Raw genomic sequence first — 20,836 nt, forward strand, 5'->3', positions numbered from 1 at the left:
GAGGGACATACTTGAGCCATTTTTTTGAGCAATTATTTCTCCATTTGTTTATCATGCTTTTTATCCCCTTCATACATAGGTTAACCAAAATAGATGAAGACGATCGACAGTACCAGATTGCTTTTTTAGGCTCCGTTTTAATATCCTTTATTTTAACCATTCTATTCCCTGTAGAAATAGGTGAAAATATCGTTTTTGACATGAAATTTATACCGATTTTTATCGCTTTCTTTTATTTAAATCGGAAAATTTCTCTTTTTCTAATGGTTGCACTGTGTATATTTAAACTAATCGCAAATGATCCAAACATACATTTTGTGGTTCTTAATTATACGATTATCAGTATTATTTTTTTCTTTATCGGAAAGGTGTATCAGTCTATTTCACTTAAGCGAAAGATAACAATAGCTTTCGGAATCTACCTGCTAATATCCATAACAAGAATAATTAGCTTACTTAGCTTAGATAAGATAAACCAATCTGCTTATGTATTAATCTTTACACTAGTATCGTTTTGCGCATTATCATTGGTCATCTATTTACTAGAATTAAATGAGAACTATTTAATGATTCGAAAAAAACTTCAACAGGCGGATAAACTTAACGCGATTAGTCAATTAGCAGCTTCAGTAGCACATGAAATTCGTAATCCAATGACAACGATTAGAGGTTTTATGCAGATATTAAAGGATGAAAAGAATTTAACGGAAAACCAAAATATGTATGTCACTCTTTCTTTAGATGAACTTGAACGAACTCAACAAATTATAGATGATTTTCTTTCTTTAGCTAGGCCTCATAAACAAGAATATGAAACTATCTTTATTTCAAATAGCCTACGGGACGTCATTGAATTCTTACGACCTTATTCCATGATTTCTGCTGTTGATTTTAATGTACACATCCAGGATGGTATGCAAATCATGGGGGATCCTAATGAATTTAAACAATTAATCATAAATATTATTAAAAATGGAATCGAAGCGATGCCAGAGGGTGGAATGCTAGAGATAAAGTCTTACGAAGTGAATGGTGAAATTGTCATTAAAATTAAAGATGAAGGTATCGGGATTTCAAAAGAACAAATTAAATTAATTGGACAACCTTATTATTCGACCAAAACAAAAGGGACAGGTTTAGGATTAATGATTTCATTAGATATTTTAAAAAGAATGAACGGTAAATTAAAAATTGAAAGTAAAGTAAAAAATGGAACATGCTTTACTTTATTATTCCCTTCTGTTTCAAAAATTGCTGAGAAGAACTAGCTTGTATCACGAAGCTAGTTCTTTTTTATGCTAGAAAAAGCGAAACTTATCTAACGGCACAACGTCTAATTATTAGAAGATTTTTTTGAGGAGGTGAGTGTAAAAATGCGTAAATATTTCTTTCTATTTCTATCCTGTTTGCTTTTATCTGGCTGTGTAACAAAAACAGAACAGCCTCCAAAAGATTCCCACACCAATCCCCCTCCAGTTGTAGAAAATCAAAAAATTTCACTTTTAGACTATTTCCCAAAAACACCTATTGATAAATTTTTCATCGGAATTGGTAATGAATTTGCCCAATATACAGAGAAGTTTTATCCAAATGAAGGACCTTATTATCCAGCAGTTATGGATAATGGAGGAAATCGTTTTTTTAGAATCTATAAAGTAACTGATCAAGAAATTGCTCTTGTCTATGAGCAGCCTGATTTTTATGAAGACGATATCCCAACCCCCTCTTCTTTTGAAGGTAGATTCATCATTCAACCATTGTTAAGATTTCCATTAAATGTTGGAGAGAAAGTGGGTCAATGGAAAATCACTAGTTTGACAGAAAAGTTAACTCTGCCGATCGGTGAATTTTCTAATGTGTTGGTAATCCAGAAAGTGAATGAGGATGGAAGTATTGTTCGTCAGTATTGGGCAAAGGAATATGGGAAAATTAAGGATGAATTTTTATTTAAAGATACCAATGGAGATTTATACGAAGTTTCTTCTGAGCTTCAAAACATCAAATAAAACAAACCCGTCATAGACGGGTTTTGTACTTAATTGGCATAGAGATAATGACAGTCGTTCCCTCGCCCTCTTTACTTTTAATATCCATCTTACCATTATGGTTCTGTATAATTTGATAGCTTGTCATTAAACCAAGTCCTGTACCTTTTTCTTTTGTAGAGTAAAAAGGTTCACCAATTTTTGTAAGACGTTCATCCGAAATGCCACATCCATTATCCACCACTTTTATACAAATGTAGCCTTCTTCCTTATAAAGGGTCACTTTAACTTTCCCATTTTTATTAAGTGATTCTAATGCATTGCGCATAACATTTACCACTACTTGCTTTAACGAATTTTCATCACCTATGATTCTTGGTATTTTATTTTGTATATCGAGAATAATTTCTTTATTATCCATAATGGCTTCCGATTGCAATAAATTAGATACTTGAACAACCAATTGATCAAGATAGATGGTCCCCCATTTTTTATGATGGGGTTTTGCCATTGATAGGAACTCGGTAATAATTAATTCAATTCTCTTTAATTCACTCAGAATAATCTCTATATACATAGGATTGTATTCTTTTGTCTTTGATAAGAGTGTCATAAACCCCTTTATCGGAGTAAGAGGATTTCGAATTTCGTGGGCAACTGCCGCTGCCATTTGACCAACAACAGCTAGTTTCTCCGATTTACGTAAAAGCTCATCCGTTTCGATTCTTTTTTGAATATCCCTTGAAACCGATATCAATTCTGTAAGCTCCCCTGTTTCTTCATCATAAACACCTTTTATACTAGTTTCGAGCCAAGAAAAGGAACCGTCCTTTTTTCGTACACGATAGGTAACAAGTTGAAGTGTTTCTTCGTTCTTTAATAGTTTCTGATGATTTCCCCAGAGAGTTTGTATATCATCTTGGTGGACATAATCATATGGAAGTGTACCCAGCATTTCCGCTGGTTTGTAACCGATAATAGATTCTACTGAAGGAGAGATGTACTGATAGGTTCCATTCACATCATGTAACATAATAATATCCGAAGAATGTTCAGCAAGTAATCTATATTTTTGCTCGCTTTTTCGAAGTGACTGTTCAATCGCATATTGGTCCGTACAATCATTGATTTGAGCAAAGTAATAACGTTCATTTGTTTCTGGGTCTCTTATTAGGGAAACCGTTAGTGTAGCGGTTAGAATCATACCCAATTTGTGAAAATAGCGCTTTTCAATTTGATAATGAGATCGTACCCCTTGCTTCATCTCTCCCATTAATTGTTCATCGATTACAAAGTCTTCCGGATGGGATATATCTTTTACAGATAACTGCTCCCACTCCTCTTTGGAATATCCTAAATAATCATAAAACGCCCTATTCCCTATATTCACAGACATATCAAAGGTAGAGAGCATTTGAGGAACACTTGATTGTTCAAACACCTCTTTAAATAAACTCGAACGTATCATGATTACCTCCAAGAACCATCGGCTTGCATCATTTAAAAATATCAACTCTAGTTTTCTTCTATCATATCAAATAAACAAACATAGGAAAATGGGAAAAAGGTTGTTGGCAGCCCAACAACCTTCATCGCTTTAAAGCACCGGGGGTCTGACCCCCGGTGCGGCAAAGCGTTAGTTTGTTAAAATGGTGTTTTGGCTCCTAGGTATCTAGGTTTCCAGTAGGTGTTGTTTAAGTCACTGATGGTGACACCTTGTGAAGTGCTTGCGTGAATAAATTTATTATCTCCTAGGTATATACCTGCATGGGATGGACCACCTGTTGTATCAAAGAAAACGATGTCTCCTATTTTTGGTGAAGAAACTGGTGTTGTCGCATTCCAAATCGTTGCAACCGTTCTTGGGATGGAAACTCCTACCTTTGTATAAACATAGTTTAAATAACCGCTGCAATCAAAGCCTGATGGTGTTGATCCTCCCCAAACATATGGTGTTCCAATATATTTTTTAGCCTCCGTTACAAGAGCATCTACTTTTGAAACCGAAGCAGTTGTCGCCGTCGTGTTTGTTGAAGTGGATTCAATTTTTAGAACTTGTCCAACATAAATCATATCAGAAGTTAAGCCATTAAGAGTTTTGAGAGCATCAACCGTCATGCCAGCGTTCTTAGATATTAACCATAAAGTATCGCCAGATTTCACAACATAATTTGTAGTAGTGGTATGAGTATGTGGAGCTAATAGTGTTAAAGATTGATTGATGTAAATCATATCAGAGGATAATTGATTCCATGACTTAAGGTCAGTCACAGTAATCCCATTTGCAGAAGCTATCTTCCAGAGGGTATCACCGGATTGCACCCTGTATGTATTTTCGTGAGCACTTGCCGTTCCATTAAAACTTGTAAATAATAATCCAGCAGCAGTTGCAGCAACAAGTAGTTGTTTTTTCATGATGTTCTCTCCTACTCTTATATTTTATAGTTTTATATTAATTGTCAGAAAAGTATTTTAATAGAATTAAAAACTGGATGAGCTGCCACCGAATTACTATATTGGTAAAATAAACATTTTTCTTTTCAAATAGAACAAATTCCTTGACTCTTGGTACAAAAAGAACCAAGCGCCTTACCTAGGACTATTATCCCGAACTTTGTAACATTCCTGTAACATAACTTTAATGTTTAAAATTCGACAAGCGGCAGTTATCACCCGAATTTTGTCGAAACCTAAACTCCTTATTCACGAATTGCTCATAAGTTTGTAGAAATATTGTAACAATGCATCTAGCCAGTAAGTGTAGATTGAATTTTATAATGAATGTATAAGTATGGTTTGTTTTATTTTTAATATTGAGAGAAGTATGGTGATAAAAAATGAACCTTCATTCACAAGGTCATCCGCACAGTGATACGATGATAGATTATAACCTCAACCCCTATATTGTCATTTGGGAGGTTACCAGAGCTTGTCAGCTAAAATGTGTGCACTGTAGAGCTGACGCTCAGCTAAGACCAGATCCGAATGAACTTACCCATGAAGAAGGTATGAAACTTATTGATGAGATTTATGAAATGAACAATCCTATGCTGGTGTTCACAGGTGGGGACTGCATGATGCGAGAAGATCTTTTTGAATTAGCAGATTATGCTATAAAAAAGAGAATGCGTGTTTCCATGACACCAAGTGCAACCCCAAACGTGACAATTGAAAAAATGGAGCGTGCTAAAGCAGTCGGTTTATCACGATGGGGATTTAGTTTGGATGGTCCAACTCCAGAAATCCATGATCATTTTCGTGGGACACCAGGTTCTTTTGATTTAACCATTGAAAAAATTAAATACTTAAATGAATTAAATATGCCGCTACAAATCAATACGGTTATTTCTCGCTATAATTACAACTCACTTGAGCAAATGGCGGAATTAATAAAAGAGCTAAAAGCGGTTATGTGGTACATCTTTTTGTTGGTTCCAACTGGACGCGGCCAGCTGGATGCGTGTATAACCCCTGCTGAGCATGAAAAAGTTTTTAGATGGCTATACGAATTAAGCAAAACAGCTCCTTATGATATTAAAACAACGGCAGCTCAACACTATCGCAGAGTAGTCTTTCAGCAGAAAGCTCGCGAAAATCAGGTAAGTATAAATGAAATACGTTATGAAGATACATTAACGAAGAATATGGCTTCTATGATTGACGGATTAAAACGGGCACCACGAGGAGTAAACGATGGGAATGGATTTGCTTTTGTCTCACATACTGGAGATGTATTTCCTAGTGGACTATTACCTATTAAGGGAGGAAATATTCGGGAAACCCCTTTAAGCACCATCTATCGTGAATCAAAAGTGTTTAAAGAGCTTCGCCAACCTGATCTTTATAAAGGTAAATGCGGCATTTGTGAATTTAGATATGTGTGTGGGGGCTCCCGTTCCCGCACATATGCAGTGACAGGAGATTATATGGAGAGTGAACCTTTCTGTGTATACATTCCTCAAGCAATGAATACAAAAGAAAGCACTTTAAAATAAGTAATCTGTTACATAAGACCACCGATAAAATACCCCTTAACCTTTAGAAAGTTAAGGGGCTTTATTATTTCGTATTTTTTCTCCCAATCAAATAGGTTAATTGCAACATCGTAAAAAATAGAGAAGTCTTTTTCTTATAAGCCAAAAATTTAGGCTCCCAATAATCTGCATACTTTTCTTTGAATCTCTTCACACCTTGAAAATGATAAAAGACATGACCTTGATTATAGATTTGAGCAGCAATCTTCTCACTTAGAAAAGAGTATTTTGATATTCCAACATTAGATAATGGAGCCATTCCAAGATTAAAACGTTTGTAACCTTCCTGTTTGGACCATTCCATTGTATTTAGAAAAAGATAATCCATCGTTCCATTTGGTGACTCTGGCATAAATCTCATTAAATCAATAGATACGGTCTGGTGTCGGTCATAAACTGGCATGATAGAGGCAAAGGCGATAATATCTGCTTCCGGATTTTTGACAATGGCAAGCGGAGTTAGGGAGAGATACTCTCTATCAAAAAATCCAAGAGAATACCCTTTTTCTTCTCTCCCTCCCAACCAATGGTCAGAAACCTTTTTTAATTCCTGAAATAACTCCTGTGAAAACGGCGGATGAATGATTTCAAACCTATAACCGTCCTTATCGAATTTATTTTTACTGGCCCTTAGGGACTTCATTTTTTTTCCGCTGAGAGAAAAATCTTCTAAGTTCACATATCCTTCTTCCCCCAGCTTTAAAAAGTCATATCCGTTTTCATGTAGATAAGGTAACATGGTTTGACTGACTTGATAATAAATTGGAGTATATCCAAACCGATCAGTATTATCTCTTAATTCCTCAATCGCCTTAAAAATCAACTCTTTCTCACCAACAGGGTCCCCTAGTACAACTAATTTATCTGCAACCGTTTGATAAGAAAATAATACTTTTGAATTGCTTGTCCAGTAAACAGCCTTATCATGTAAAAACATAAGATGGGAAAGTACAGTTCCACCATATTTATCAAGATGGTTCAAAATGGCAGACGTATGGTTATTAGACAACATTTTTTTCCATTTCAAAGGACCTTTGATCCAGAAAAATAATAATAAAATGATGTTCGCCAAAAGGAAACCAATAATTCCACTAAACCATAAATCAGAAGGCTCTGTATAAATAAAATCCCGAAATTTAGCTGGAATTTTAAAAGGGGCTTCAGGTAAATTTGCATATCCCAAAACTAAATAGAAGCTCAATACACCAAGTATAATAATTAAATCGACACTCATTCTCCCCCAGGTATGGACGAAATTTAAACGATAAAAACGCCCTCTAGATAACCATAGAACCCAAGCAACAAACAGAACAAAGATGGCTTCCTCATAATCAAAGCCTTTCGATAGAGTAAAGATAGCACCAACTATTAGCATAACGAATGTTAAATAATAGGCCCGTTTCACTTTGTATTCAATCCCGCGGGCTAACCCTAACAAAGTGATACCAACTGCAACGGAAAGCAAATGGGATAAATTCATAAGGGGCATGGAGATAATTCGGTGCATAAACCTTAACCGCTCAATAACGGCCGGTAATGATGCAGATGTCAATAAGATAACCCCAGAAAAAAAGACCAATAGTGTTAAGATCAAATGACTAATATGTTCAAGAAGAATTTCTGGAACACCACTCCATTTTTCATTTAATTGTTTCCATCCATAGCGGATAAGCAACACAAAACCAACTATAAACGGGAAAAAATAATAGCTTATTCTATAAAGTAATAAAAGTAGAAGCGCCTGCTCCTCCATTACGTTTAGCCCCGTTAAACCCAAGATTAAGATTAAATCAAACGATCCTAATCCCCCTGGTATCATACTTACTACACCGGCAGATGCTCCTACAACACCTATAGAAAGTATTTCGGCAAACGTGACCGGAAGTCCTAATACCTTTGAAATAACATAAATGGTAAAAAAAACAAAAAACCATTCTACTGTTGAAATGATTATTAAACTATATGTAAACGTACGTTCTTCTTTCTTTCTTAAATCAATCCTCTTTGTCCAAACTAAAATGGTTACCATTATTGGCAAATATAGAGCAATTCCCCAAATAACGAATTTCAGCCAAGAATATTCCTCTAGAATTGATGATTGAAAAAAACCAAACAAAAAGATGCTGCATAAGACAGAAAGACCAGTAAGGTAGAAAACAGAATTCTCTGCTATTCCCTTTAATACCAAGACACGATCTTTTTTATACCTTTGATAAAAGTACGTTCTAAGTGCTGCTCCAGCAAACCCTCCAAAGCCAAATAAATTAGCCATTGTATTACTAATAAAGGAATACTTAATAAGCTTGAATTTCGGTATTTTCATATCTAATCGCTTATTAAGAACGAAATCATAAAAAGTCATTGAAAAAACGCCAGCTAATCCCACAAACAGGATTAACAGTAATTGATAAATATTCATGTCATTTATATGTTTCTTTAGTAAAGACAAATCAATGTCATTTATAAACTTTCTTCCCTCCCAAAAGATAAAGGCCAAAAGCCCTAAAGGGACAAGCAATTTAAGAATTGTTATGAAATGTTTCTTAGTAGAATTTTTCAACTAGTACTACTCCATTCTTTAACGTTTAAGTCATAACGTGTCCATTATACATGTAAATAAAGCTTTATAGTTATAAAGACAAAAAATAAATGAATCCTCTACCCTACCCATTGTCACCAAAATTTATAAATTAGACACAAAATAGGCGAATAACTTATTGAGAAAAAACCATTTTATCATTTTAATACAGAGTATTTAGGAATAATTACACTAATAAATTCTAGCAAAACATTATTAAATTGCTTATTAAAACTCATTTTTTCAATTTAAAAAAGACAAAGCCATCAGATGCTTTGTCCTTTTTAACTTTGAATCATTAATTTGAAATGGCATTTTTTGTGGAATGATTGTTTACCATATTTAAGATTACAGCACCCATACCTTGGATGATGGTTTTTACCAATACCTGCCCTATAATAGCAAACGGTACTGCTTCCCATGGTAAAAAGTTAGCCCCTAATGGACTAAGTCCAATAATGACAAAAATAACAGAATCTAGCAAACCACCAACTAATCCACTATAAAAAACACGCCATGCCATTGGTAACTTTAAACGAGAGTAAATTTCTGTATCTGTCGTTTCTGCTACTGCAAATGATGCCGCAGAAGCCAGTACGATTAAAAGTGTATCTCCTAATATATTCGAAACTATTGCGGACAAGATTAACGCAAGTCCGATAAATATATAGGTTTTTTTACGTCCATATTTATTTTGTACAAGGTCACGAAAAATAAAAGTAGCTCCAATCAACAATGTTCCCATCGGTACAATAAATGCACCTATGTTTAATGGAGCAAAAGCGGCAGTTACCACATTGGCCGTTACAATAGAAATTAAATATAAAAAGATTCTCATATGGATGTCTCCTCTGTATAATTTTTGAACAAATAATAATCCCTTATAAATAAAAAAACAGCACAACTAAGAAAGCTGTACTGATTTCCTTAGTTTTTTAGAGAGGGTAGCTAGAACCTCTACCGCTGGAAGCGGATAATTATTTAATTCACAAAATTGATTTTATCATAAATATTTATATTCGCTACCCCTTTTTTTCATTCTCTAGTAATATAAATCTATTTTTTATTTCACATAATAATGTTATGTCAACTATATATTCCAATATTAATTATTTTTTACTATTTTTCCCTCTATTATGGTACTATGGATTCAAATTTGATTTGTGAGGGATTTTATAGTGAACCGAAAAATATTAATTGGTATCTTGGGTTTTATTTTCTTAGATTTATACTTTAATCTCGTTCCTGTTAAGCTATCAAACTCATATTTGCAATTGGCTACCATTCTTCTCTTTTTCCCACTTGCTCATTTAGTAGCAAAATTTGTTGGAATAAACGGATTACCAGGTATGGGAGTTCATTTTCATAAAGGCTGGGGAAGAAATTTTCTTATTAGCTTTATCATTGGCTTTTCTTTTTGGGCATTATGGGACAGCTATTATTTCTTAATTGGTGATTATCAATATGAAGGGATAAATAACCACTTTATTGGAATGCCCTTATTAGAGGTAGTGGTTGGTTATTTGTTAGGATCGCTGATTAATGACATTATAATCCGCGGTTATTTAATTGGGTTATTAAGGAATTCATTAAATGTTAAATGGGTTTTAGCTATCAGTATCCTTATTTATGCATTAGAGGATTTTTGGTATGCAGGATTTAGTTTGAGCAATATTATTTTTTCAATTATTTTAGGGCTCTCTTTAACATATGCATTTTACAAAACCGGATCAATCTGGGCTAATACAGGAATCCATTTTGGTTCCAATATGTTTTATGGATTAATGTCAGGACAACTCGGAAAACCGAACAGTAGTTTATTTATCATTAATAAGGTAGGGGATAATACGATTTTTTCACAAATCGTCGATTATGGTATTCCAGCCCTTATGTTTTTATTTATGTTGTGGGCGATTCGTTTTTATAAAAAAAGTGAACAGCCGTTAAATGTTTTTCCTTCGCAAACATTGAATCGATAAAAAAAATAGAAATCCATTATATATGGGTTTCTATTTTTTATTTCATTACATTCATCGTTTGCCCTAAATAAGACCAATTCTGTGGGAAGTTTAATCCTATATGCCAAAAGGTAGCTCCTCGTAGCTGGTAGAAATCAATCAATTTATATTTTTCTGTAATACTTCTAATATCCTCAAACCAAACGATATGTTCTTCTGTACCACTCCAATATTGATACCATGACTCTGCGGCCAGTAAATCATACTGAATGATAGCCGTTTGTTGAAGTGCAAAATTTTGCGCATCTAAATTAGACATTGAAACTACTTTATTGTCTAATGTTCTCCAATTATAAGCATATAACGGAAAAGCTATCTGTATTTTATTAGAAGGTATTAAAGTAGTAGCATATTGTAGAACTTGATCTACCCACCATACGGGTGATATGGGGTCAGGAGGACCACCCGGATAACCATAATCAATGGTCATGATTCCAACTATATCCGCAAACTTTCCTATAGCTTGATAATCATAAGCACCAATGATCGGATTATTTGGGATATCTTCTGTTTTTGCATGAACATTTACATGTAATATAAGGTTACCTAAGGCACCTTTTAGGTCTTTTAGAAATAAAATAAAATCATTTCTATTCGCCGGCGGAATAAATTCAAAGTCAATGCTTACCCCTTCGTAACCACGTTGCCTTGCTAGATTGGTAGTACTTAATATTAAGTTTCTTCTATAAACAGGGTTCCCTAGGACTCCACCAATTAGTTCAGGGCTAAATACATTATTTTGATAATTTCGTATTAACAATAATGGCTTTATTCCTACTCTCTTACATTCGGTAACGATAGGGAGATCCTCTTGCTGAACATACCCCCAACCTTCGTTTGTAAGCGAATAAGAAACAATGGCTAAGTATGTTAATTGATTGGCTAATTGACTTAAAAGCGGAACTGCTGGAGTTGTAGGTAAAATAAACCCTAACGTTTCAAGATTCATTTTAAGAGGAGATGGTATATTTATTTTTTGTCCAATGGATAAAAAGTTTGGATTCACTCCGGGATTTGCCGCTATTATATTGGAAACACTGGTATTATAGATCTTTGAAAGGTTCCATAATGTGTCTCTTGGCCGAATTCGATAAGTTCGTATGGGTAATTCCGATGTAGGAATATAAAGTGCTAGACCAGGCATTAAATAATTTGTTAAATCAAGACCATTCACATTCAAAATGGAGGGTATAGATACCCGATACTTTTGTGAAATTGCCAAAAGTGTATCTCCGTTTCTAACAATATGAATTGCCATGGATATCACACCTTTTTTCATACTTTATAATAGTCTATGGTTGTGATATGGATAAATAGTACAGTGAGTAGCAATGACAAAGAGCTTTAATAAAAAAACAGACCAAATAGGTCTATCCTTTTAACTCTGTTATCTTGTATCCTATTGTCTTATCAAAATGTGTTTGTTTGATTTTGTTTGGTGTCTTTTTTACAAGGTGATTCCTAATGTAACCTAAGAGTGGATTCTCTATTTGTGCTACTTTTCCTAGTTGCCAAGATTGATTCACAATGGAATGTGCTCTTTTCATTCTTTTCTTTTCAAACATTTTTAGATTTGTTTCCATTTCACCTTGGCGTTTTAAACACATTGCTAATTCAACAGCATCCTCTAGAGCTAAACAAGCCCCTTGTCCTAAATTTGGAGTGGTTGCATGGGCAGCATCTCCCAACAAAATAATTCTCCCTGAGGTCCATTTTTTTATTGGAGTGGAGATAAATCAAAAATATCGGTTTTAATAATGTCATCTTCATTTGTAGATTGTAATACTAGTGGTATAGGTTCGATAAAATTGGAAAATAAATCCACAAGGTATTCTTTATTCGTTTTATCTAGCTGAGAATCCGGATGTCGCTGATTTTTTGTAGAAAACCAATAGACTTTGTGATTTGAAACAGGAACCAATCCAAAACGTACTCCCTTACCCCAAGCTTCAAACATATATCCTGTTTGACAGTATTCATGACTAAAGGTAGTAACTCCCCTCCATGAAGTGTAACCACTCCAACGCAGCTTCGTATCTTTTGTCATTTGTTTTCGAACATTTGAATGTATACCATCTGCTCCAATGACTAAATCACAGGAATCTACTGAACCATCCTCAAAAAAAACCAAAACCTTATTCTTTTCTTGTTGTAATCTTAAGAACTTTTTATTCGTAATAATTGGTGTATTATTCATTCTTTCTATTAATAAAGAATGTAATTTGGACCGTTCTATACCTACTGTATTCCCACCATATTTAGTAGATATTTGTTCCAATGGAATATTCGTTAGAATTTGGCCATTTGAAGTAATGATCTTTGACTGGGTAATAATTTTACTATTTTCATAGAGTTTTTCTGAACTAATTCCCATATAGTTCAGTGCATGAATCGCATTATTCCATAATGTAATACCAGCTCCACCATTTCTAATGCTATTAGATTTTTCATAAACCTTCACATCGTAGCCAATGTTCTGAAGGCAAATGGCAGAAGAAAGGCCGGCTATGCCGGCACCAATAATAATTATTTTTTTCATCTTTTATCCTCTAATTATAAAATATGATAGACTACCTCGGTCTTGCAACAATCCCATTATGGACCTTAATATATCCATGACGTAAAATATCAAACCCGGCTTCATAGACATACAATCCCATTTGACGGATATCCATGAGCTCTCTATATGTATGATTCATAACATCCGCCATAATGGTATAAAATAGTCGTGATTTTAATTGAAGTCTAGGTGTTGTCATGATCGCATAGCCACCAGGTTTTAGGAATTTCCTATGCCAATCCATTGCTTCCGCTTTAAATTCATCAGGAAAATGTTCTAATAACCCAACACTCAAAACAATATCAAATTCCTTACCAAATGGCAGGTTTCGGATATCATCAACCAGATAATGAATATTCATTTGATTTTTGTGCCATACTCTCGGGTTTCCCGAACGCGGGTTGGCTCCTAAAAATGGATAACTATCTGGAAAATGACCAAAGCGATCCGTTTTGCAAAATTCATCATAATCCACCATAACTACTTCACCTTCAGGATACATTGCATATAACTGCATTGCCTCGTAGCCTTCCGCTGCACCTAGAAATAGAATTCGTGGTTTTTTTACATCTATCCCTTCAAATAAAGCTCTTTTACCTCTTGGATCCCAGACACCATCTTCAATTCGATGAGCATAATTCCATAAAGATAGCCGAATCGTTTCCCCAAGTGCTTTACTTACCTCTTGCATTTGGAAACGTGCAAGATACTTTTTAAGTTCACCTTTTGAGTTGGACAATTCAGTTGGCATATCCTTTACAAACCATTCATGGAATGAACGATTAAAAAATTCCCATGAGGCTTTCACAGACATTTCTCCGTTATCCTGTTCCCATTCGCGCTTTGAATTAGCAATCGTTTTTACTTCATAAGGTTTTCCAACCTCTTTCCAAGATAGCTGTGACCAATCCGAAACTATATTTGCATTGAAAAATCGGTCAAGATGCTCATTAGTGGGATTCCGAAGGTCTATTCGGTAACTCGGGGTTAACATGGTGGATTCAAAATCTGCATCAGAGAATAACGGTTCTTCTATTTTTATATCACTCAGAGTCAATTTATTGCCTCCCTACATTTATTTTCAGTAATACCTGTTTATTCAGATACTATTTTAAATATTCTAAAAAGTCAATCTGAGGTTCATTCGTCCATCATAAAAAAACAAGAATCAATAAATTGATCCTTGTTTAAAATACTTATTGATGCTTTAAGAAAAAGTAAGCTTTAATCATAAAGTACGTAACTTCCTCTGGTAATCGTTCTTTTATTGGCTTTAATTTTTCAGTATCTGCTTCACAAACAGCTGCTTCAATTAATGGTCTATATTGGATTGGTAGGACTTCTTCCCAGTTTATAAAAAGCCCCTCTTCCGCGCTGCGAATAATATGTGATTCAACCGTCGTTGTAGACATATCTCGCTCCGTGGCAATGTTTTTAATTGACGAACCATTTATGAACATGTCGTAACTAACAAGGTGAGATGCTTTTGCCTCGGGGTCTTTTTTTGGCTTTAGAACTTTTGTTTTCTCTTTTTCTTCTAGGTTATCACTTAATCTTTCTGGATTTTCTTCACAGTACGCTCGTATTTTTTGGATAAATTCTAATCCATACTTCTCAAGTTTATGGGTACCGACACCCTTAACATTTAAAAATTCTGGATTAGACATCGGGAGTCTTACACACATATCCTGTAAGCTAGTATCTGAAAAAATCACAAACGGCGGAACCTTCTCTGCTTCTGCAATTTTTTTACGAAGAAGTCGAAGCTCCTCAAATAATGGATCACTTTTCGTAATCGTCTTCGCTTGCATTTCTTCTTTTCTAGTAACGGTTTGATTTCCTCTTAAAACTTCTTTCCCTTTATTTGTAACAAAAATAGTTGGGAATTGTCCGTTTTCAATTCCAATGATACCTTCCGTGATTAAGTAATCAATGAATTCCGTTACTTCTTTTGCACTCTTGTTTTGCATCATTCCATAAGTGGTTAATTGATCGAAATGAAATTGGGTAATCGTTTTACTTTTTGATCCTGTTAGGACCTTAGCCACCGTTGATTTACCAAATCGCTGACCCATTCTAACCAAACATGAAAGGACAATTTGTGCTTCCTTCGTTACATCAACAGCTTGTCTTGTATCAGTACAATTGCTGCAACGTCCACAGTTTCCAGGCGATGCCTCATTAAAATACTCAACAATCCACGACTGTAAACAGTTTTCCGTATGACAATACCCAACCATCTGATGAAGTTTTTCTAGTTCCATCGAAATTCTGTCGCGTTCTAATGTTTGGTCGATGAGAAAACGGTGGATTTGCGTATCACTGGCCCCATACAATAAAATACATGTACTTTCAAGACCATCACGGCCAGCTCTTCCTGCTTCTTGATAATAGCTCTCCATATTTCGCGGCATCTGATAATGAATGACATATCGAACATTCGATTTATCAATTCCCATGCCAAATGCAGAAGTCGCCACCATTAACGGCTTTTCATCCTGCAAAAATGCATTTTGCTGTTCTAATCTTTCATGATCACTAAGTCCTGCATGATAACGTGCAACTTCAACTTTTGCTTTTTTTAAAGCTTCATACAATTGGTCCACCGTTTTACGGGTGGCTGCATAAATAATACCAGATTCGTTTTTATTCTTTTTGACATAATCAAGCAAAAATTTATCTCTATCCTGACCTTTAATCACAGAAAAAGAAAGATTATTACGTTCAAAACTAGTGACTACTTCCTTTTCAATACGAAGTGACTGACAGATGTCTTGACGTACCTGTGAGGTGGCAGTTGCCGTAAGAGCAAGAATGATTGGCTTGGTTGGGATATGGTTTAATATACTGGAGATATATAGATAGCTAGGGCGGAAATCATGTCCCCACTGGGAAATACAGTGTGCTTCATCAACGGCAATAAGTGGTATTTCCACCTCCGCTAACTCTCTTAAAAATAATCCTGATTCGAGTCGCTCAGGTGAAATATAAAGAAGCTTGTACTCTCCTTTTTTGGCTAACTGCATGCGTTCCTGAATTTCCTTTTGAGATAAGCTACTATTTATATAAGTGGCAGCAATCCCTAATTGCTCTAACGTATCTACTTGGTCCTTCATTAAGGAAATTAGTGGTGAAATGACAATGGTAGTCCCAGAAAAAACGAGGGCTGGAACTTGATAACATAATGATTTCCCGCCACCAGTTGGCATAACACATAAAGTATTGTCACCAGCGAACACGTGTTCAATAGTTGATTTTTGTCCAGAACGGAATTCATCGTATCCAAAATGCGTTTTTAATATTTGCTTAGCTGTTTCAAACATATAATGCTCCTCCTCTTATACTAGGAGACTAGTTTTTTGTTTGTCGTTTTTCTCTTTTCGAAATTTATTCCGATTGCCTATTTATTATACACCTTCTAAAAATGTTTGTATAAGTATCTGATAAATCATCCTTCGAAAATAATAGGAAATATTTTTCAAAATATGGTTTCTTTTTTCTATAGATTCGATTAATATCTAATTAGATAATTATTAAATTAGATATTATTCGAATGAAGGTGTTGAAAATGTTTCATACATTAAAAGTAGAAAAAGCCTATCGTAGGCTTTTGTATGCAGGGATCATTAATGGTATTGGTGATAGATTTAGCCAGGTAGCTTTAATGACGCTTATTTTACAAATGACAGGCTCTGGTTTATCAGTGGGAATCACACTTGCCGTACGGATGCTGCCATTCTTATTCTTTGGGCCCCTTAGCAGCACCATTGCAGAAAAACTTTCGCGTAAGAAACTATTAATCTATACAGACTTTTCCCGTGTTATTATTGCGTTATCATTTCTATGGATTAATAGCCCCGATGACATGTGGATTGTTTATGTGGGGTCGTTTTTATTAGCTTCTGGTGAAGCCCTATATGCTCCTACACGAAGAGCAAGTATTCCTGCTATTGTTGAACAAAAAAACATAAAATTGGTGAATTCCTGGGAACAAGTGTTAGTCGGTTTTGTTTTAATTATTGGGGCTTTAACTGGTGGATTGGTTTCATTCGTCTTTGGAGCAAAGGCTGCCTTTATCATTAATATTTTGTCGTTTTTGATAGCAGGCTTGATTATTACAACCATTCCTAGCTTAGAAGTTCAATTAGAGGAAAACGTTACCGATAAAACTGAAAAGACAAAGATGACAAAATTATTTGCTGTAATACTTTCTTCCTCTTTATTAATCATGCTCGTGTCTATTGAAATGCTTGTTCCTTTTGCGAATGGAATTGAGAATGTATTAATTAGTGTTTATGCTGTTGAAACTTTTCATGCCGCAGATTTAGGAGTTGGGATTTTATATAGTGTCCTTGGAACAGGTTTTGTGCTAAGTCCAATTATTACGAAATGGATAAAGGGGCATTACCTTCTATTTGGTTTTTCTTGTATGATGATGGAAGGTTTAATATTAACAATCGTTAGTCAATCCCAGTCTTTTGCCCTTGTTGTTATTCTGTTTGGGATATTAACCATTTTCGGAGGGGTTGGTAATACTTTAATTGATACGGTTGTCATGGAAACCATCCCTGTAAAATTTCAAGGTATGTATTTTGGTTTATCCGCTACTTTAGCTAACACTTTACTTGGAATATCTATGTTTTTAACGGGGGTATTATTAGAATTCTTTGAGCCAAGAACAATGGGTTTACTAAATGGATCTTTATATTTTATCTTTGGCTTACTCTTTTTCTTATGGTCATTAAAATTAATTTATTGGAACAAACAACATGAATTAACTAGAGAGAATTTAGGTACAGAATAAAGATAAAGTTCATCCATAGAAAATCGTATAAACAAAAAGCCCCAAACATGGGGCTTTTTTAACGCTTTAAAGCAACGGGGGTCAGACCCCCACTGCATTAACGCTTTGCTCTAGTGCAGTTTTTAGGTATTTGGCGAGTTCGAGCATGCCGTATTTTCCTGCTTTTGCTTCAGCATCTGAGTTGTAGTTGGTGTTTGTATTAATATCATAGGTGAAAATTTCGCCATCTTGGTTTCGGATAAATTCAATACCAGCAACCTTTACATTGTTTCCTGCTAATACTTGTTCATATTTAGCAAGAATTGGGTCGTAGAATCCTTCAAGAATTTGAAACTTTGGTTTTTCTTCTACTTCTTCTCCTACTGGACAAAATAAATCGCCGATTTGACAAGCATCTGCTGGACATAATTCAAAGCCCTCGGAAGTGTCAACTTTTACTGCATAGACAAACTTTCCTCCAACAAATTCACAACGAGTGATAAAACTTTCTGGAGCCTGTATGTATTCCTGTATCAATGTTATACCATCAACTGGCTCTTCAAACGCAGGGCCTTCCACATAAGCTTTTAATGACCCAAAAGTTTGAAATAATTGTACCCCTAGACCTTTACCTGCGCGATTATGCTTTGTAATAAAAGGTTTACCTTCAAACGATTTTGCCGCTTTTAAAATATTCTCTTTTCCAACTGCCGCAATGGTACGCGGAGTTTGAACACCATACTTATTTAACTCTAAGTATTGTTGAACCTTACTAACTTCGAGCTGTAATGCTCGTGTACCATTAAAAACAGTACGTCCATGTGCTTCCAACCACGCTAACACTTGCAAAGTAAATTCTGGGGCATAACGATGGTCACGTGTATGAGATGACGCACTCATCCTACTGTAATAAATTCCTTCCGGCGGAATACTAGATAAATCCACAGTTCCCTCGTCTAAATGCCATTCCTCAAAAGGAATGCCTAGCTCTTCTAATCTTCTAGTTAAATGAACAGTCCATTCACTGTTTTCATGAATTACATATACTTTACTCATCTCTATTATCCTCCTAGTTTGTTACCAGACCACGTTTTTGTTCAACTAATGTCATTACTTGTTTGGCGAAACGCTCCATCTCCTCGAGCTGTGGTGAAAATTGAAGTAATAATAAGTCCAAACCAGCTTCTTCATACTGTAAAATGCGATCAGCAATTTGATCAGGGGTACCAACTAAGTTAGGCCGTAAACCTCTGTTAGAAACAGAATAATCTTGTAATTGGATTTTTTGTTCAAGCTGTGATTTAGTTGTAAAATCCTTAAAGCCCGCATAACCACTTGTTTCTTTTACAGTTGTAATTTTTTCAAGTTCAGCTAAAGCTTCTTCCTCTGTATCACGGCAAATGACATACGCCGCCATTCCAAACGAGGACAAAGGTACATTTCCAGTTTTTTCACGACGTAGCTTCATATCCTCTACTTTCGTTCTAATTTCCTCAACCGTCCCACCATGCATGACGTAAGCATCACATTTTTCAACAATTGTCTGCTTCCCTTTCTCACTCTCGCCTCCCGCATAAAGGATAGGATTAGGGCGTTGAACTGGTTTTGGGAAAAGCTTTGTATCTTTTAAATCATAAAATTTACCCTCATATGAGAATGTTTCCTCTTCCCACAAACCTTTTAATACATCAATAAATTCTTCAGTTCTAGCATAACGCTCATCATGTTCTGTAAATATTCCACCGTATTGACGCGCTTCTTCAGCCCACCATGCAGAAACCACATTAAGAGTAAAACGGCCATTACTAATTTGATCAATATTAGCAGCCATTTTTGCAGCAATGGCTGGATTATGAAAACCAGGACGAATGGCAGTCATAATTTCTATTTTCTCTGTAACAGCTGCAAGGGCTGCTGCTGTTGACCAGGCTTCAAGAGAGTCATGCTCCGGTCCTTTAATGTCATTTAAATACAACTCGGCAATGAGTGTTGTTGAGTACCCCCAATTTTCCGCTGATTGTATGACCTCTTTTGCATATTCAAATGTTGGCGGCATATTCTCATCCTCTACATTGCGTAACCAACCACCAAAAATGGGTAACCAAAATCCATATTTCATTGCACATTCTCCTCTACACTTTGCTCAATCTCTACTTTTCCACCCTACTTAGTAGGGTTTTCGCAAAAATAAAAAACTCTCTTCAAAGAAGAGAGTTCAATTTAAACTCTCTTCTCATCTTTCAAACAATACTTGTTTGATGGAATTGGCACAGTATTCAAAAGAACCTGTTGCCGAGGCTTCAAAGGGCCAGTCCCTCCACCTCTCTTGATAAGAAGAAATATTTTAATAATTTAATTTAATAAGCTGATAATAGTGTAAATTATTTCGATTGTCAACATATTTATTTTTTAGGCTCTGTTAAACAAGAATGTTGATTTCCGCTACAGGCACTCGCTTTCCGCGGGGCGTGCAGTGAGCCTCCTCGTCGCTATCGCTCCTGTGGTGTCTCACCTGTCCCGCTGCTCCCGCAGGAGTCTCGTACCTTCCGCTCCAATCAACTTTGTTATAAATCAACACTGCTCTTTAACAGAACCATTTTTTTAAAATTTAACACAAGCTATCTTCTACTTTTCATCATCCATTTTTATCATTTCTTCTTCTTCCTCAACGGTGATTCTGGTTATTTGATCTTGAAGAAGTGTAAATGCTTCGTCTAACTGCTCTCTATTAGGGAATGTAGGTTCTTTTTTCATAGGTATCACTCCAAAGACATGTAGAATAAGACTTGGTAGGAATCGAACCTACGAGATGCTCAGACAAAGAACGATTGAACTTTGCTGGCTGCTCTACCATTGAGCTACAAGTCTTATGATTATT

General features: G+C 35.3%; 17 protein-coding genes, 1 tRNA gene and 2 riboswitches. Of the genes, 5 read left to right on the top strand and 13 right to left on the bottom strand.

The window, feature by feature from the left end; translation table 11 throughout:
• Window positions 1-11 precede the first annotated feature (11 nt).
• Both ACSBPO_RS12245 and ACSBPO_RS12250 read left to right on the top strand, forming a co-directional pair.
• Complete coding sequence (locus tag ACSBPO_RS12245) at window positions 12-1,268, top strand: ATP-binding protein (RefSeq protein WP_442593613.1); 1,257 nt, start codon at window positions 12-14, stop codon at window positions 1,266-1,268.
• 105 nt (window positions 1,269-1,373) lie between these two features.
• On the top strand, window positions 1,374-2,006 hold the full coding sequence (locus ACSBPO_RS12250; protein ID WP_442593615.1) for a hypothetical protein: 633 nt from the start codon (window positions 1,374-1,376) through the stop codon (window positions 2,004-2,006).
• Between the two features lie 10 nt (window positions 2,007-2,016).
• Here the strand turns inward: ACSBPO_RS12250 and ACSBPO_RS12255 are convergent, their stop codons facing one another.
• Both ACSBPO_RS12255 and ACSBPO_RS12260 read right to left on the bottom strand, forming a co-directional pair.
• Window positions 2,017-3,453, bottom strand: coding sequence for a PAS domain S-box protein (locus ACSBPO_RS12255; RefSeq protein ID WP_442593616.1), 1,437 nt, complete (start codon window positions 3,451-3,453; stop codon window positions 2,017-2,019).
• A 176-nt stretch (window positions 3,454-3,629) separates the two neighbouring features.
• Window positions 3,630-4,400 carry an NlpC/P60 family protein gene (locus tag ACSBPO_RS12260; protein ID WP_442593618.1) on the bottom strand — a complete coding sequence of 257 codons (771 nt, stop codon included), beginning with the start codon at window positions 4,398-4,400 and terminating at the stop codon, window positions 3,630-3,632.
• 422 nt (window positions 4,401-4,822) lie between these two features.
• On the opposite strand from ACSBPO_RS12260, the gene ACSBPO_RS12265 reads away from it, so the two are divergent.
• Window positions 4,823-5,980 (top strand): TIGR04053 family radical SAM/SPASM domain-containing protein, encoded by a 1,158-nt coding sequence (locus tag ACSBPO_RS12265; RefSeq protein ID WP_442593620.1) that lies wholly within the window; start codon window positions 4,823-4,825, stop codon window positions 5,978-5,980.
• Between the two features lie 64 nt (window positions 5,981-6,044).
• On the opposite strand, the gene mprF is transcribed toward ACSBPO_RS12265, so the two are convergent.
• Window positions 6,045-8,579 (bottom strand): bifunctional lysylphosphatidylglycerol flippase/synthetase MprF, encoded by a 2,535-nt coding sequence (mprF, locus tag ACSBPO_RS12270; protein ID WP_442593622.1) that lies wholly within the window; start codon window positions 8,577-8,579, stop codon window positions 6,045-6,047.
• A 316-nt stretch (window positions 8,580-8,895) separates the two neighbouring features.
• Entirely contained in the window at window positions 8,896-9,435 is a 540-nt protein-coding gene (locus tag ACSBPO_RS12275) for a VUT family protein (protein WP_442593624.1), read from the bottom strand.
• An 83-nt stretch (window positions 9,436-9,518) separates the two neighbouring features.
• Window positions 9,519-9,561: riboswitch (PreQ1 riboswitch) on the bottom strand.
• 214 nt (window positions 9,562-9,775) lie between these two features.
• Between ACSBPO_RS12275 and ACSBPO_RS12280 the strand changes: the two genes are divergently transcribed.
• Window positions 9,776-10,576, top strand: coding sequence for a CPBP family intramembrane glutamic endopeptidase (locus ACSBPO_RS12280; RefSeq protein ID WP_442593626.1), 801 nt, complete (start codon window positions 9,776-9,778; stop codon window positions 10,574-10,576).
• 37 nt (window positions 10,577-10,613) lie between these two features.
• On the opposite strand, the gene ACSBPO_RS12285 is transcribed toward ACSBPO_RS12280, so the two are convergent.
• The 5 genes from ACSBPO_RS12285 to recQ form a co-directional block, all read right to left on the bottom strand.
• Complete coding sequence (locus ACSBPO_RS12285) at window positions 10,614-11,873, bottom strand: glycosyl hydrolase family 18 protein (RefSeq protein WP_442593628.1); 1,260 nt, start codon at window positions 11,871-11,873, stop codon at window positions 10,614-10,616.
• Window positions 11,874-11,985: 112 nt separating this feature from the next.
• Window positions 11,986-12,306 (bottom strand): FAD-dependent monooxygenase, encoded by a 321-nt coding sequence (locus ACSBPO_RS12290; protein WP_442593630.1) that lies wholly within the window; start codon window positions 12,304-12,306, stop codon window positions 11,986-11,988.
• A gap of 26 nt (window positions 12,307-12,332) precedes the next feature.
• Entirely contained in the window at window positions 12,333-13,154 is an 822-nt protein-coding gene (locus ACSBPO_RS12295) for an FAD-dependent monooxygenase (RefSeq protein WP_442593632.1), read from the bottom strand.
• Between the two features lie 31 nt (window positions 13,155-13,185).
• Entirely contained in the window at window positions 13,186-14,232 is a 1,047-nt protein-coding gene (locus tag ACSBPO_RS12300) for a class I SAM-dependent methyltransferase (RefSeq protein WP_442593634.1), read from the bottom strand.
• A 139-nt stretch (window positions 14,233-14,371) separates the two neighbouring features.
• A complete protein-coding gene (gene recQ, locus ACSBPO_RS12305) occupies window positions 14,372-16,498 on the bottom strand; it encodes a DNA helicase RecQ (protein WP_442593636.1) in 2,127 nt (708 codons plus the stop codon).
• A gap of 245 nt (window positions 16,499-16,743) precedes the next feature.
• Here recQ and ACSBPO_RS12310 point away from each other — a divergent pair, with 245 nt between their 5' ends.
• Window positions 16,744-17,979, top strand: a complete 1,236-nt coding sequence (locus ACSBPO_RS12310; RefSeq protein ID WP_442593639.1) for an MFS transporter — start codon at window positions 16,744-16,746, stop codon at window positions 17,977-17,979.
• Between the two features lie 81 nt (window positions 17,980-18,060).
• On the opposite strand, the gene ACSBPO_RS12315 is transcribed toward ACSBPO_RS12310, so the two are convergent.
• The 4 genes from ACSBPO_RS12315 to ACSBPO_RS12330 all read right to left on the bottom strand — a co-directional run bounded on the left by ACSBPO_RS12315 (window position 18,061) and on the right by ACSBPO_RS12330 (window position 20,826).
• Window positions 18,061-19,014 carry an ATP-grasp domain-containing protein gene (locus ACSBPO_RS12315; protein ID WP_442593641.1) on the bottom strand — a complete coding sequence of 318 codons (954 nt, stop codon included), beginning with the start codon at window positions 19,012-19,014 and terminating at the stop codon, window positions 18,061-18,063.
• 13 nt (window positions 19,015-19,027) lie between these two features.
• On the bottom strand, window positions 19,028-20,077 hold the full coding sequence (locus tag ACSBPO_RS12320) for an LLM class flavin-dependent oxidoreductase (protein ID WP_442593643.1): 1,050 nt from the start codon (window positions 20,075-20,077) through the stop codon (window positions 19,028-19,030).
• A 111-nt stretch (window positions 20,078-20,188) separates the two neighbouring features.
• A riboswitch (SAM riboswitch) is annotated at window positions 20,189-20,294 on the bottom strand.
• Window positions 20,295-20,583: 289 nt separating this feature from the next.
• Window positions 20,584-20,712 carry a hypothetical protein gene (locus ACSBPO_RS12325; RefSeq protein ID WP_442593645.1) on the bottom strand — a complete coding sequence of 43 codons (129 nt, stop codon included), beginning with the start codon at window positions 20,710-20,712 and terminating at the stop codon, window positions 20,584-20,586.
• 27 nt (window positions 20,713-20,739) lie between these two features.
• Window positions 20,740-20,826, bottom strand: a tRNA-OTHER gene (locus ACSBPO_RS12330).
• Window positions 20,827-20,836 lie beyond the last annotated feature (10 nt).

The sequence above is a fragment of the Neobacillus sp. D3-1R genome (assembly GCF_052180215.1).
GTDB lineage: Bacteria > Bacillota > Bacilli > Bacillales > Cytobacillaceae > Pseudoneobacillus.

Coding starts and splice junctions, on each gene's coding strand:
- ACSBPO_RS12250 (WP_442593615.1), top strand. CDS start 1,374: ATGCGTAAATATTTCTTTCTATTTCTATCCTGTTTGCTTTTATCTGGC.
- ACSBPO_RS12255 (WP_442593616.1), bottom strand. CDS start 3,453: ATGATACGTTCGAGTTTATTTAAAGAGGTGTTTGAACAATCAAGTGTT.
- ACSBPO_RS12260 (WP_442593618.1), bottom strand. CDS start 4,400: ATGAAAAAACAACTACTTGTTGCTGCAACTGCTGCTGGATTATTATTT.
- ACSBPO_RS12265 (WP_442593620.1), top strand. CDS start 4,823: ATGAACCTTCATTCACAAGGTCATCCGCACAGTGATACGATGATAGAT.
- ACSBPO_RS12275 (WP_442593624.1), bottom strand. CDS start 9,435: ATGAGAATCTTTTTATATTTAATTTCTATTGTAACGGCCAATGTGGTA.
- ACSBPO_RS12285 (WP_442593628.1), bottom strand. CDS start 11,873: ATGGCAATTCATATTGTTAGAAACGGAGATACACTTTTGGCAATTTCA.
- ACSBPO_RS12295 (WP_442593632.1), bottom strand. CDS start 13,154: ATGAAAAAAATAATTATTATTGGTGCCGGCATAGCCGGCCTTTCTTCT.
- recQ (WP_442593636.1), bottom strand. CDS start 16,498: ATGTTTGAAACAGCTAAGCAAATATTAAAAACGCATTTTGGATACGAT.
- ACSBPO_RS12310 (WP_442593639.1), top strand. CDS start 16,744: ATGTTTCATACATTAAAAGTAGAAAAAGCCTATCGTAGGCTTTTGTAT.
- ACSBPO_RS12315 (WP_442593641.1), bottom strand. CDS start 19,014: ATGAGTAAAGTATATGTAATTCATGAAAACAGTGAATGGACTGTTCAT.
- ACSBPO_RS12320 (WP_442593643.1), bottom strand. CDS start 20,077: ATGAAATATGGATTTTGGTTACCCATTTTTGGTGGTTGGTTACGCAAT.
- ACSBPO_RS12325 (WP_442593645.1), bottom strand. CDS start 20,712: ATGAAAAAAGAACCTACATTCCCTAATAGAGAGCAGTTAGACGAAGCA.